Here is a 13,475-nt window from a genome sequence, read left to right as displayed (position 1 = left end):
GAAGGCGGCACCGCTGACTCAGGAACCTGCTTTATATCCGACACCGCGGACCGTCAAAACTACTTCAGGGGCTTCCGGATCCCGCTCAATCTTGGAGCGAAGGCGCTGCACATGAACATTTACTAGTCGTGTGTCAGCGGCATGACGGTAACCCCACACCTGTTCCAAAAGGAGCTCGCGGGTGAACACCTGCCACGGCTTCCGAGCCAACGCCACGAGCAAGTCGAATTCGAGTGGTGTGAGGGAAATTCGTTCGTCGCCGCGACTGACCATGTGACCGGCCACGTCGATAGTGACGTCAGCAATGCGAAGAGTCTCTGGCGCTTTTTGATCGCCCGGGCGTAGCCGCGCTCGAACACGTGCCACGAGTTCGGCTGGTTTAAAGGGCTTGGGGACGTAATCGTCAGCGCCTGATTCAAGGCCACGCACAACATCGGAGGTGTCCGACTTAGCCGTCAACATCACAATAGGAACATCGGACTCACCACGGATCTGCCGGCACACTTCAATGCCGTCAGAGCCCGGCAACATAATGTCCAAGAGGACTAAATCAGGCTTGGACGCACGGAAAATCTCGAGAGCCCTGCCACCATCAGCGCAAAACACCGGATCGAAACCGTCGTTGCGCAAAACGATGCCAATCATCTCGGCAAGAGCTTCGTCGTCGTCCACTACCAGAATGCGTGCCTTCATACGTCTATGTTCCCTTATTGACACAGCTTTGTCCCGTTGACTGGCCGAGGGGCGCTGCTCTGAGCGGGGAGAACTTCCCCTCTACATGCCTAGCGGTGCAGCGATCAGCGCCTATAGGCTGTCTGAGAACACAAGGTCCCCGGCGACCGCGAGTGCCACCCATCACGTGGCCCCGTTGACCGGGGCGGGGGAAGGAATCGTGTGAGCAATCCGTGGGTATCTCCGGAGCCCTCCGAGAATACCGGGGCGCCTACACCGCCAGCTCCGCCGCCGTATCCTCCGCCGTATCCTCCGCCGTATCCTCCGGCCCAAGAGATGCCACCGTATGGGTCGCCGCGGTATCAAGCAGCCCCGTATGAACAACAGGCGTACCAACAGCGGCAGTACCTACAACCGGCTAATGGTTACAACCAGCAAGCTGGTTTCTACAATCCGAATTTCGCCAATGGCTATGTCCTGCCCCCGAAGCCAGGCGCAATTCCGCTCCGTCCTTTAGGACTAGCTGACATCCTCAGTGGGGCCTTCTCCGTTCTACGCCGAACTCCCGGTGCAATTCTTGGCTCGTCCCTGATCCTCTACACATTGATCGGGCTCATTATTGCTGGCACCGCTTCTTATGCCACAAGTATCGGTGTCGGCCTAGATTCCAGTATGAGCTCCGATGGCGGGCTACCTCCCGAAGTGGCAGCGTTTGGCCTTGCGGTCATCAGTGGGATGGTTCTTTTAGCTGCCGTGGTTGGCCTTTGTTCGGTGCTCCTGCAGGGCGCTGTTTCTATACCGGTTTCACGCGCTGCACTTAATCGGAAAACTTCTCTAGCCCAAATGTGGCGAGGTGCCCGAGGCAGGATCTGGGCCGTGGTTGGTTTTGCTGTGCTGACAGTACTGGCTGGATCCGTGTGGTTTGGCCTAGCTGTAGGGATTTTGGTTTTGACTGCCAACGTGGACTGGCAATGGTCCCTCCCGCTGAACCTTTTGGGGATGAGTGGAGTATTCGTTGGATTCTTATGGATCTACATCAAGATTTCGCTAGTGCCGTCCATCATTGTGGTGGAGCGGCTGGGGATCTTCGCCTCGATCAAAAGATCATGGACTTTGACCACACATAATTGGTGGCGAATTTTGGGGATCAATCTCCTGACGGGACTCATCGTGGGCGTTTCTACGAACATCGTCTCGTTCGCCATCAGTACCGGATCGACTTTGATCTTCAGTACCTTTGCACCGCGTCAGAGCCCCGGCGACTACCTCGGTGGATATTTGATTGCCATGGCTGCGACTGTTGTTCTGACGTGTTTTGTGAGTGCATTTGGCTTTGCCCTCCAAGCAAGCGTGATCGCGCTGATTTATCTAGACCTGAGGATGCGTCGGGACGGTCTGGACGTGGAACTCATGCGTTTGAATGAAAGCAATGAAATCGACAACGGTGGCGTCCCGGGCGGCAGCGCTAACGTGCTGGGAACGTACCGAGCCATATGACGTTCATTCGTTTTGCAGTGACGCTTCTGCAACAGCGGTTTTTCGCTGAACCTCCCGTTACTCCGGGAGGAGATGAGGCGCGCCGTTGGGCTGAAGAGGAGCTCTCGCGGAGTGTCTATCAAGAAGCCAAACCAACACTTCTGGGCAAACTTCTCAACGATGCGTTGAACTGGTTCCGCAATCTAGTTGACGTTAATTTCAGCGCCCCTCCCTCCCAAACCAGCGTGGTGTGGGTAGGGGTTGCTGTGTTGGTGGTGGTTGTGGCAGCAATATTTATTGTCCGTCCCCGGCTGAACGCACGAGCACCGAAACAGGGCTTGGTTTTTGAGGAGGACAACACCAAATCTGCTGCCGACTTCCGGTCCGAAGCCGAGCTTGCCCAAAGGGCCGGGGAACTCAGCGCCGCCGCAGTTGCTTGGTTCCGCGCCACGGTCAAAACCGCCGAAGAACGCACCGTTATCGATGCGAAGGCTGGGCGTACAGCAAGCGAAGCGGCGGCCGAGATTGGCAAGTCCTTCGTTTCCGAACAGGCTGAGCTTCACCGCGCCTCAGTGATTTTTTCAGCGATCGTTTATGGCAAACACAGTGTCACCCCAGTTCAGGTTCAACAGCTCAGCGGCCTCGAGTCTAGGCTTCGAGCACTCAAGCCAGAGCGCCACAAAAATACCTCCGCGCTACCGGCGGTGCCTCAATGAGCATAAGCAGCCCCTTCTCCAAAGCTCTTGCCTGGGTCCGCCGTCACCTGCTCTGGATCATCATTAGTGGATTTCTCCTCGGGGCTGCGATCATATTCTTTGTTATCGCCACAAGCCCCACACCTGATGCCAGCGATCTATCACTCAAGAACCCCAAACCGAACGGTGCAATGGCACTGGGGGAAGTCTTGAAGAAACACCAGGTGGACGTCAAGGGACCCGATTCGTTCAAAAAAGCCCTTGTAGAACTGGACTCCGCTAGCCAAGAGTCCACGACTTTTTTGTACGACCCGCGCAGCTACCTGGACAAAGATCAATTGCTCGCACTGGCCTCACGAAGGGGCAAGATCGTGGTGGTCACTCCGAGCCTCGCATCCTTGAAAGTCCTCGCTCCTGAGATATTCCAAGCCGGTGTTCTCGAAGTGCCGCACGGGAGTCTTAATCCACGGTGCAGCGCTGAGATCCCACAGCGGGCAGGGAACGTACAGGTGCACCGCGTACGTATCTACCGCTCTGCCACTGCTTGCTACGGTAGCGCCGACAGCAGCGCACACAACAGCAGCGAGGACAGCGGATCCGCAACCGGAATGTACGCAACGTCCAAGGATGGCCAAGTCACAGTACTGGGCAGCAAAGAAATCCTGATGAACGAGTTTTTAGCTCAGGGTGGCAACGCATCCTTAGTGATTAACTCGCTTGGAAGCACCGAAAAACTCGTGTGGGTAACACCAGACTTCTCTGACGTTACCCACACCAGCAAACCGAAAACGGTCACCGAGCTGATGCCTGATTGGGTAAACCTGGTGGGATTCTGGGTGATGTTCTTAGGGGTGCTAGCCATGCTGTGGCGAGGCCGGCGCCTCGGTCCACTCGCTTTAGAGCCCTTGCCAGTGGTGGTGAAATCCTCCGAAACGGTGGACGGCCGGGCCCGGCTTTATCAGCAGTCGAACTCTCTTGACCGCGCCGCTAGTAACTTGCGTTCAGGCGCACTCTCCCGCCTGGCCTCCCAATTGCATCTGGGTCCACATGCCCCAGTGGCGAGCGTAGTGGAAGCAGTTTCCCGGCATCTGGGGCGTCCTGAGACCGATGTTAGCCATCTTTTGACTTCCTACAGACCCGCCACGGATACGGATTTAACCCGCTGGGCGCAAGAACTCAACGCACTAGAGAAGGAAGTACTGTCACGATGACTACTACCCCATCCACCGAATTTCCCGGTGGTCCTCATCCCGCGCTCGAAGCGTTGAACCGTGTTCGTGCTGAAGTTGGTAAAGCCGTTGTAGGGCAAGACTCCGCTGTGACCGGCCTGCTCATTGCTCTGCTTGCCGGCGGTCACGTGCTGCTGGAAGGAGTCCCGGGCGTTGCAAAAACACTTCTTGTCCGCTCCCTATCAGCGGCCTTGAGTCTGGACACTAAACGAGTCCAGTTCACACCCGATTTGATGCCCGGTGACATTACTGGGTCACTGGTCTACGATGCCCACACCTCCGAGTTCACCTTCCGCGAAGGCCCCGTCTTTACGAACATTTTGCTCGCTGACGAGATCAACCGGACACCTCCCAAAACTCAGGCGTCCCTACTGGAAGCCATGGAAGAACGCCAAGTATCAGTGGACGGTATCTCGCGTGCCCTGCCCGATCCATTTATTGTGGCGGCCACCCAGAACCCAGTGGAGTATGAGGGGACTTATGCCCTTCCTGAGGCCCAATTGGATAGGTTCCTGCTCAAACTGACCATGCAGCTTCCCGAGCGTCATGACGAGATTGAGATTATTCGCCGCCATGCAACTGGTTTTAACCCTCGCGACCTGGCCGGGGCCGGTGTTACTCCGGTGGCAAGCGCAGACGATCTAGCCGCGGCTAAAGCTGCTGTGGCAGCTGTAGGTGCTGCGCCCGAAGTCTTGGCCTACATTGTTGACGTAGTGCGCGCTACTCGTACTGCGCCGTCGTTCCAGTTGGGTGTTTCACCTCGTGGCACCACAGCTCTTCTGAACACCTCACGGGCTTGGGCATGGTTGTGCGGGAGGAATTACGTAATCCCTGACGACGTCAAAGCTCTCACCGTCCCATGTCTGCGGCACCGGGTGAGTTTGCGAGCCGAAGCACAAATGGACGGTGTCAGCGTTGATGACGTGCTCTACGGCATTCTGGCCACCGTGCCCGTCCCGCGCTAATGGCCATTTCCGGGCGGGTCCTTCTACTCGCCGCCGTTGTGCTGGTTCTTTTGGTGCTATTCCCATCGTGGTCCACAGTGCTCCTGGCTCTGGCCGCGCTAGTGCTGCTGGTATTTTTAGACGTTGCGCTGGCCGCCCTGCTGAAGAAACTTCAGTTCCGCCGTATGCTTCCCCAGAACGTCCGGCTCGGTGAGCCCTGCACGAGTGAAGTTCTAGTCAGCAACGATTCGTCGCGCCGTCTCCAGGGCGAAATGAGAGATGCCTGGCAGCCTTCAGCGGGAGCCCAAAAAGCACGCCAGGCTTTGGATATTCCACCTTCAGAGCAACGCAAAGTCAGCACCACCTTGTTGTCAACGCGCCGTGGCGAGCTACGCACGGCGAACCTGACGGTGCGGGCCTTCGGACCTCTTGGGCTCGGGGCGCGTCAGCGAACGTTTTCAGCTCCGGCCTCAGTCAAGGTGCTGCCACCGTTCCATTCCAAACGTCATCTTCCTTCCAAACTCAAGCGTTTGCGTGAGCTGGACGGCAAGGCCGCTGTCCAGATCCGCGGAGCCGGCACCGAATTCGACTCGCTGCGCGATTATGTGCGCGGCGATGACGTGCGGTCCATCGACTGGAGGGCTACTGCCCGACGCCAATCCGTGGTGGTTCGGACGTGGCGGCCAGAGCGGGACCGGCGGGTGATCGTTGTCCTTGATACTTCGCGGCTCTCCGCAGTGCGGATTGATGATGAACCGCACTTGGATACCGGCATGGAGGCAGCGCTCCTGCTAGCAGTTTTGGCCGAACGTGGTGGAGACCGAGTGGACTTTGTGGCCTTCGATCGACGCGTCCGGGCGCGCACCGGAAGCACCGCCAAGGGTATGCTGCTGAAGAACTTGGTCCAATCTATGGCTACCTTGGAGCCAGCGCTCATCGAGCTGGATTTCAGCCAAATTCCTCAACAAGTACGCGCCATATCTTCCCACCGGGCCTTGGTGGTTTTGCTCACGGCCTTGGATTCTGGAGCCCCTGAAGAAGGACTGCTGCCCATAGTCCAGCAACTCGCCCAAGACCACGTTGTGGTGGTGGCAAGTGTTCGTGATCCAGCTTTAGATGCGCTGCTCACAGAACGGACGACGGCGACCCAGACGTATCGGGCAGCGGCGGCAGAGCGCGCCCTCCTTGAGCGGGAAGCAATCAGCAGGCAATTGCGGCAGATGGGGGCCGAGGTAGTGGACGCTGCACCGTTGGCATTACCGCCTTTACTCGCCGACGCCTATATCCGGCTCAAAGCGGCCGGGCGTCTGTAGCAAGGGATGCTGCGGGTTACTAGCTTTGATGCTTAGCCGAGCATTCGCTGGTTGATAGCGTCTGCCGCGGCGCTCAACCGTCCAAGCACAGTTTTCCCCTGCTGCGGGGTGCCACGATCCAGTGGTTGCGCTGGCATGACTCGAACAGCACCCAGAGTGTTCAACGGCAGACCTAATTCGCGCCACGGAACAATGATCTGATCTGCTGCTTTGCTGGCCGAGCCGGATTGGCTCGAGGCAAGCTCAAGCCCGGCCCAAAGCCGTTTTCCGCTTTCGACAGCACCAGCAGTGATGTCCCACTGTTCACGCGAAATACCCGCCACATCGAGGGCGAATCCATCAGCCCCGGAATGCAGGATTCGTTGCAAGGGCGCATCCTTCGCCGCCAGGGAGAACACAATCTCGTGTGCCCCAGCGTCCCGAAGGGCATCAACAAGTAACGTCCACGTAGCCGTAGCTTCGGCTCCCGGGATAGACCGCAAAGTGCGGTAGCCACTCGCCGTTGGCAGTGTCCCCGCCAACGCGGAGGCTGCCAAATGTTCATCGACCTGAACCACGAGCCGCGTGCCTGGTACTGCGCTTTGAATACGGGTCAAATGCTGGCCCACACCTGCTGCCAGAGATTCGGCGATTTCCCGGCGCGCACCGTGATCGCTCACAGCACGTTCGCCGCGATGAACGTACAAGGCGGAGCTGAGCGTGAGCGGACCTACCAGCTCAATTTTCAGTTCATCGCTGGGCTGCTGTTCTGCACCGGCAATGTCAGCAAGGATATTAATGTCCGTGGACAGGGCTGAGTGAGCACGGCGGATGTCCTTGCCTGGACGGTCAACCAAACGCCAACCATGTGGTTGAACATCCACAGGGAGTTCCACCAGCAAACTTGCTGTCCGGCCGATCGCGTCTGAACCTACTCCGCGGTCCGGAAGCTGCGGCAAAAAAGGGGTGTGCGGCGTGCCCAGTTCGCCACGAACAATCTTGAGCGCTTCAACAGGATCATTCCCAGGCCATGCTGAAAAGGCAGTAGCGGTGACTTGCTTAGTCGTTGACATTGTTCTCGTGATCGGCCGAGATGGCCTCATGATGACGAATCACTTCACTGATGATGAAGTTCAAGAATTTCTCAGCAAAAGCCGGGTCAAGGTGAGCTTCTTCGGCGAGCCTGCGTAGCCGCGCGATCTGGGCGGCTTCACGCCCCGGGTCTCCGGCGGGCAAACGGTGCTTCGCTTTGAGGACACCCACGCGCTGGGTTGCTTTAAAACGTTCAGCGAGTAAAAAAACCAGCGTGGCATCAATGTTGTCGATGCTTGAACGGATGGAAAGGAGCTCATTCATCACCTGATCCTGCACGTGACCGGCAAGAGAGCTGGCCGTTGGATCGAAGGAAGTGCTAGTGCTGGAGGCGTCGGTAGCCGGGTGCTGCTGCGTCATTGACTCAGTCTATGACGCAGCAGCACCCGTTGACCGCGTGCGCAGCTACTGTTACCTCTTCAGCACCGGGAAGCTGCGCTGACACCCCATGCGGTGTTTAGGCACCTGTCAGCAGCGCGCGGTGAGCCTCGCGCCGTCGTGCTTGTTCATCCGGGTCCGGGACTGGAAGCGAGGCGATGAGCTTTCGCGTATATGGATGCGTCGCGTTGCCCATCACCGTTGAACCGATGCCCTGCTCCACTAGCTTGCCCTTGTAAAGCACACCAACCCACTCGCTGAGCATGTCCACCACTGCCAAATCGTGGCTGACAAACAGAGCCGCAAACCCAAACTCGGCCTGAATTTCGCGGAACAGCTCCAGAACCTTGGCCTGAACCGAAACATCAAGCGCTGATGTGGGTTCATCAGCAATCAACAATTTGGGGTTCAAGGCGAGCGCACGGGCCAAGGAGGCTCGTTGACGTTGACCGCCCGAGAGTTCGTGCGGAAAACGCGCGGCATAAGCTGCAGGCAATTGAACTGCCTCAAGTAATTCGCCCACCCGTTTGCGTACCTCTGCCGGGCTGAGATCCAAATGGATCAGCAACGGCTCAGCAACACATTCGCCAATGCTTAGTTGCGGATTAAAGGACGCCGCTGGGTCTTGAAAAACGAACCCAATGTCCTTGCGGAGTGGCCGGAAACGCCTTTCGTTAAAGGTCCGCATTTCATAGCCCAAGACCTTTAGGGAACCACCCGTAGTTTTGTTCAAACCGGCGATGGCACGCCCAATAGTGGTCTTCCCGGAACCGGACTCCCCCACCAGCCCAAAGACTTCGCCGGCCGAAATAGTGAAGCTGACGTCGTCAACAGCCCGGAAACCGGGGCTGCCCAAACGACCGGGGTACTCAATGACCAGGTTCTTGGCTTCCACCAAAACCTCGTTCCCCTGATGCGCACGTTCGGTCAGTCCGGCCGAGGCCGAATTACGGCCCAAGTGCGGAACGGCCGCAAGCAGCTTCTTGGTGTAATCCTCACGCGGCTGGGCGAACAGCGTTTTTGCGCTGGCTTCTTCCACCACATCACCCTGATACATCACCACCACACGGTCGGCCAGATCCGCCACCACACCCATGTTGTGAGTAATCAGCACAATGGATGTTCCGTAGACGTCACGCAGTTCACGCAGAAGTTGCAGTATTTCCGCCTGCACTGTGACGTCCAGGGCCGTTGTGGGTTCGTCCGCAACAATCAACGAAGGGTTCAGCGCAAGAGCACAAGCAATCACCACACGCTGTTTTTGACCGCCGGAGAATTGGTGCGGGTAGTAATCCACACGTTTCTCCGGCTCCGGGATTCCCACTTTGCCCAAGGCTTCGATGGCCCGGCGTCGTGCTTCTTTTTTGGTGATGCGGCGCCCATCGCGAGAGTGTGCAAGCAGCCCTTCGGCGATCTGCCAACCCACCGTGTAAACAGGGTTAAGCGCAGTTGAGGGTTCTTGGAAAACCATCGCCACGTCTTCACCACGAATCCGGCGAAGCTTCTCGGGAGTCACTTCAATCACGTTCTGCCCACTGATCAATACAGCACCAGAGCTGACGGCTGTCTCAGGCAAAAGCCCCAAAATGGTCTTGGCGGTGACCGTCTTCCCCGAGCCGGATTCGCCAACAATGGCAACAACCTCGCCGGAAGCGACGCTGAGCGAAACATCATCCACTGCACGTACGTCGCCGGAGTCCGTGGCGAAGGTAACTTTGAGGTGCTCAATCTTCAGCACCTCCGTGCGATTCGGCCCAGGCGCCGTGGTCTCAACGTTGCTCATACCGTTGCCTCCTTAGCTGAATCATTTCCGGGTGCGGTGGCAGTCTTTTTGCCCGCCCGCTTCCGTCCGCGTAGCCGAGGATCGTTGAGATCATTCATGCTCTCTCCCAACAGGGTTAGCCCCAGCACTGTGAGCACAATGGCGATGCCAGGGAACAATGCAGTCCACCAAATGCCTGCTGTGACATCGGATTGCGCATGGTTGAGGTCGTAGCCCCATTCAGCTGCCGAGGACGGTTCCAAGCCGAAGCCTAAAAAGCCAAGGGCCGCGAGCGTCAAGATAGCCTCGGAGGCGTTGAGCGTAAAGATCAACGGCAGCGTGCGGGTGGCGTTTTTGTATATGTGGCGAGCCATAATGCGAGTGCTTGAAGCGCCCACTACCTTGGCCGATTCCACAAAGGGTTCCGTTTTGAGACGGATGGTTTCGGCGCGGATCACTCGGAAGTACTGAGGGATAAAAACCACGGTGATCGATGCGGCTGCGGACAAGATTCCGAACCACAGGTTAGAGGCTCCGTGGTTAATGGCAATGGAAACCACAATGGCCAGCAGCAAGGTAGGGAACGCGTAAACAGCATCCGCAATAACCACCAGAACACGGTCCAACCAGCCACCGAAGTAACCGGAGAGCAGTCCCAGCGCAACACCAATAAAAATGGACAGCGCCACTGCCACAATGATCACCAATACAGCGGTTTGGGTGCCCCAAATGGTGCGCGAGAAAACATCCAGGCCACCCGCGGTGGTACCCCAGATGTGAGCGCTCGACGGCGGTTCTTGGCTCACGGGGAACCGCTGACCAAAACCGTACGGGGCTATCAACGGGGCGAAGGCTGCCGTCAGCAAAAACAGCGATGTCAAGATGATGCCGGCCAGCAGCATCCCGCGTTGGAGTCCCACACTTTTGTTCAGGTGGGAGATGATGGGCAGACGTTCCCAAATGGATCGACGCCGGTAAATCTCAGGTACGTTACTCATCTCAGTACCTCACCCGGGGATCGATCAAGGCGGCGATAACATCCACCACAAAGTTGGTGACGGCCACAATGATGGCCAGCAGAACCACAATTCCTTGCACCGCAATAAAGTCACGGGCGGTTAGGTAGTGAGCCAGCTGGAAGCCAAGGCCTTTCCATTCAAAGGTGGTTTCAGTCAGCACAGCTCCACCGAGCAAGAGCGCGATTTGAAGACCCATCACCGTGATGATCGGGATCAAGGCTGGCTTGTAGGCGTGCTTTGTCACCAAGCGGAATTCTTTAACACCGCGAGAACGCGCAGCTTCCACGTAGTCCTTGCTCAGGGTTCCAATAACGTTGGTGCGTACTAGACGCAGGAACACACCTCCAGTCAGTAGACCCAGGGCAATGGCGGGTAGAACGGAATGGGCCGCTACATCGCTGAGTGCTTGGAAGTTACCACTCCGGATGGCATCAAGCCAGTAAATCCCTGTGGGTGCTGCCAGGGAGTTGAGCGCAATCTCGTTACTCGAGGACACTCGCCCGGCCACCGGCAGCCATCCTAATCCCACGGAAAAAATGAGCTTGAGCAATAGGCCAGCAAAAAACACGGGTGTTGCATAGCCCATGATGGCCAAAATGCGCAGTACGGCGTCCGGGGTTTTGTCCCGCTTGCGGGCAGCCCACATTCCTAAGGGCACACCCAGCAGCAAGGCTACTACTAAGGAGTTGACGGCCAATTCAAGTGTTGCCGACCCGTAGGTGGCCAGCATGTCGGTGACCTTCAGGTTGTCCGAGATGGTGCGGCCAAAGTTGCCGGTGGCAATCTGGCCGAGGTACTCAAAGTACTGAACAAGCACGGGCCTGTCGTAGCCAGCATCATGAACTCGGATGGCTAACTGTTCGGGCGAGAGACGCCCGCCTTGGGCTGCCGTGATGGGATCGCCGGTGATCCGCATCAGGAAAAACACCATGGTGACCAAAATAAAAATAGTGGGGAAGATCAGCAGAAATCTGATCAGAATATATTTGCCCAGGCCACCGCCGGATTTAACTTTGGCGGTGGGGAGGAGTGCGTCGGCGCCGTCTGGCGGACTTTCAATTAAGGTTGTCATTCTTGCCGTTCGTTGTGTCCAATACCGTAGAAAGGAGGCGGCGCCACAGGCGCCGCCTCCCCCTACGCAGTCACTTCGTTTTTATGGGTGTTCGGCGCTTACTTTGACAGAACGCCCAAGCGGAATTTGAAGGACGCATCCAAGGTGTCCTTGGTGCCCTGCACGTTTTTACCCGAGACAGCCACTTGGGCGCCCTGGAAGAGCGGCAAAGTGGAGAGGTCCGTGGCTACAGCTTCCTGAATGTCACCAATCAACTTTTCACGTGCCGGCTTGTCCACGGTGACCAACTGCTTGGCGATCATGTCCTGCACGTTCTTGTTGTCATAGTGGTTCTTCAGGAAGTTATTGGCTGTGAAGAACGGAGACAGGTAGTTGTCAGCGTCGGAGTAGTCCGGGAACCAACCGAGCTGGTATTCCGGGTAAGTGTCCTTAACGCGTTCCTTGGAATACGTCACCCACTCAGTGGACTGCAAGTTCACCTTGAACAAGGAGCTCTTTTCCAGCTGATCCTTGATGGCAGCGTACTCATCGCCGGAGGACTGGCCGTAGTGATCCGAGTTGTACTGCAGGTTAAGTGTCACCGGCGTGGAAACGCCTGCTGCCTCAAGCACAGCCTTGGCCTTGTCCACACTGGGCTTGCCCGAACCGTCGCCGTACATGCTCTTCAACGGTTCAGTGGCACCAGCAAATCCTTGCGGTACGTGGGAGTAGACCGGAAGGTAGGTTCCTTTGTAGACCTGATCAGCAATTGCCTGGCGATCAACAACGTTAGCCATTGCCTGCCGGATGGCCAATGCCTTGGCGGGATCAGCCTCAGGGGTCTTGGCGCCGAAGGGCATCGTGTCAAAGTTGAACACGATGTAGCGCAGCTCGCCACCGGGTCCTACGTCTACACGAACCTTGTCGCTCTTGGTCTTCAGGTCAGCGATGTCCGTGGCGGACAGGCTCCGGGTAGCAACGTCAACGTTGCCCTGTTCAACATCTAGCTTCAAGTTAGAAGCGTCAGCGTAGTACTTGATGGTGACGTCGCTGGTCTTGGGTGCACCGAGCAAGCCCTTGTAGTCCGCGTAGGCCTTGAAGCTGATGAGCTCGTTCTTTTTGTACGACTCAATCGTGTACTGCCCAGCAAAAGCCTTCGCCTTGATGATCGCGTCGTCATCGATAACCTTGTCCGCTGGGAACGTCTTGTGATCCACAATGGGCCCAGCCGGGCTGGTCAAGATCTGCGGGAAGGTTTGGTCATTCCCCTGCTTGAGTTTGAAGATCACTGTTGTGGCGTCAGGAGCACTCACGGAATCCAGGTTGGCCAGCAAGGTTGCCGGACCGTTCGGATCGTTGATCTTGAGCTGACGATCAAAGCTGAATTTCACGTCCGTTGAATCCAAAGTGTTGCCATTAGCCCATTTCAGACCCGACTTCAGCTTGACCGTGTATTCGGTGGGGCTCGTGAAACTAGCGGACTCGGCGATATCCGGAGTGGGATCCGCGCTGCCTGGCTTCGAGTTCAGAACAAAGGGGTAGATCTGGTTCATCACCATAAAGGAGCCGTTGTCGTAGGAACCAGCTGGATCCAAGAAGGTGACTTTGTCAGTGGTGCCCAAAACGATGGCTGCTCCGGAAGCGCCGCTGGCGCTGCTGGTGCTTCCACCGCTAGGGCCGGTGCAGGCTGTGACGCCAATTGCCAGAACGGACATACCGGCAAACCCGAGAAAATGACGACGATCAAAGGTGTACTTAGTCATTGGGTGACTTTCTTTCGATGCGTGCGAAGTGCCTGGCATCACACCCCAAGGTGACCGCCAGCACATTCGTGATCTCTCGTTTCTACCAGACGAATGGCTGGA

Annotated in this window: 12 protein-coding genes; 5 read left to right on the top strand and 7 right to left on the bottom strand. The window is 57.1% G+C overall.

The window, feature by feature from the left end; genetic code table 11:
• Positions 1-18 precede the first annotated feature (18 nt).
• Positions 19-693, bottom strand: coding sequence for an MtrAB system response regulator MtrA (mtrA, locus tag ACQQCD_RS01365; RefSeq protein WP_430266595.1), 675 nt, complete (start codon positions 691-693; stop codon positions 19-21).
• Positions 694-1,008: 315 nt separating this feature from the next.
• On the opposite strand from mtrA, the gene ACQQCD_RS01360 reads away from it, so the two are divergent.
• The 5 genes from ACQQCD_RS01360 to ACQQCD_RS01340 are packed head-to-tail and all read left to right on the top strand — an operon-like array spanning position 1,009 to position 6,329.
• Complete coding sequence (locus ACQQCD_RS01360) at positions 1,009-2,169, top strand: hypothetical protein (protein WP_430266594.1); 1,161 nt, start codon at positions 1,009-1,011, stop codon at positions 2,167-2,169.
• The gene (locus ACQQCD_RS01355) at positions 2,166-2,864 is read left to right on the top strand and encodes a DUF4129 domain-containing protein (RefSeq protein ID WP_430266593.1); all 699 of its coding nucleotides are present in this window, start codon (positions 2,166-2,168) and stop codon (positions 2,862-2,864) included. The genes ACQQCD_RS01360 and ACQQCD_RS01355 overlap by 4 nt, the downstream gene beginning before the upstream one ends.
• Positions 2,861-4,054 carry a DUF4350 domain-containing protein gene (locus tag ACQQCD_RS01350; RefSeq protein WP_430266592.1) on the top strand — a complete coding sequence of 398 codons (1,194 nt, stop codon included), beginning with the start codon at positions 2,861-2,863 and terminating at the stop codon, positions 4,052-4,054. Before ACQQCD_RS01355 ends, ACQQCD_RS01350 begins: the two co-directional genes overlap by 4 nt.
• A complete protein-coding gene (locus tag ACQQCD_RS01345; protein WP_430266591.1) occupies positions 4,051-5,037 on the top strand; it encodes an AAA family ATPase in 987 nt (328 codons plus the stop codon). The genes ACQQCD_RS01350 and ACQQCD_RS01345 overlap by 4 nt, the downstream gene beginning before the upstream one ends.
• Positions 5,037-6,329, top strand: a complete 1,293-nt coding sequence (locus tag ACQQCD_RS01340) for a DUF58 domain-containing protein (RefSeq protein ID WP_430266590.1) — start codon at positions 5,037-5,039, stop codon at positions 6,327-6,329. The genes ACQQCD_RS01345 and ACQQCD_RS01340 overlap by 1 nt, the downstream gene beginning before the upstream one ends.
• A gap of 32 nt (positions 6,330-6,361) precedes the next feature.
• On the opposite strand, the gene ACQQCD_RS01335 is transcribed toward ACQQCD_RS01340, so the two are convergent.
• The 6 genes from ACQQCD_RS01335 to ACQQCD_RS01310 form a co-directional block, all read right to left on the bottom strand.
• Positions 6,362-7,381, bottom strand: coding sequence for a hypothetical protein (locus tag ACQQCD_RS01335; RefSeq protein WP_430266589.1), 1,020 nt, complete (start codon positions 7,379-7,381; stop codon positions 6,362-6,364).
• Entirely contained in the window at positions 7,368-7,760 is a 393-nt protein-coding gene (locus ACQQCD_RS01330; RefSeq protein ID WP_430266588.1) for a chorismate mutase, read from the bottom strand. The genes ACQQCD_RS01335 and ACQQCD_RS01330 overlap by 14 nt, the downstream gene beginning before the upstream one ends.
• Positions 7,761-7,857: 97 nt before the next feature.
• On the bottom strand, positions 7,858-9,561 hold the full coding sequence (locus ACQQCD_RS01325) for a dipeptide ABC transporter ATP-binding protein (RefSeq protein ID WP_430266587.1): 1,704 nt from the start codon (positions 9,559-9,561) through the stop codon (positions 7,858-7,860).
• On the bottom strand, positions 9,558-10,538 hold the full coding sequence (locus ACQQCD_RS01320) for an ABC transporter permease (protein ID WP_430266586.1): 981 nt from the start codon (positions 10,536-10,538) through the stop codon (positions 9,558-9,560). Before ACQQCD_RS01320 ends, ACQQCD_RS01325 begins: the two co-directional genes overlap by 4 nt.
• Before the next feature lies 1 nt (position 10,539).
• Positions 10,540-11,631 (bottom strand): ABC transporter permease, encoded by a 1,092-nt coding sequence (locus ACQQCD_RS01315; RefSeq protein ID WP_430266585.1) that lies wholly within the window; start codon positions 11,629-11,631, stop codon positions 10,540-10,542.
• Between the two features lie 98 nt (positions 11,632-11,729).
• Positions 11,730-13,373 (bottom strand): ABC transporter substrate-binding protein, encoded by a 1,644-nt coding sequence (locus ACQQCD_RS01310; RefSeq protein ID WP_430266584.1) that lies wholly within the window; start codon positions 13,371-13,373, stop codon positions 11,730-11,732.
• Positions 13,374-13,475 lie beyond the last annotated feature (102 nt).

The sequence above is a fragment of the Pseudarthrobacter sp. J1763 genome (assembly GCF_050490295.1).
Classification (GTDB): domain Bacteria; phylum Actinomycetota; class Actinomycetes; order Actinomycetales; family Micrococcaceae; genus JBNPEO01.
The sequence above is the reverse complement of the archived record's forward strand: the minus strand, read 5'-3'. Positions and strand labels throughout refer to the sequence as shown.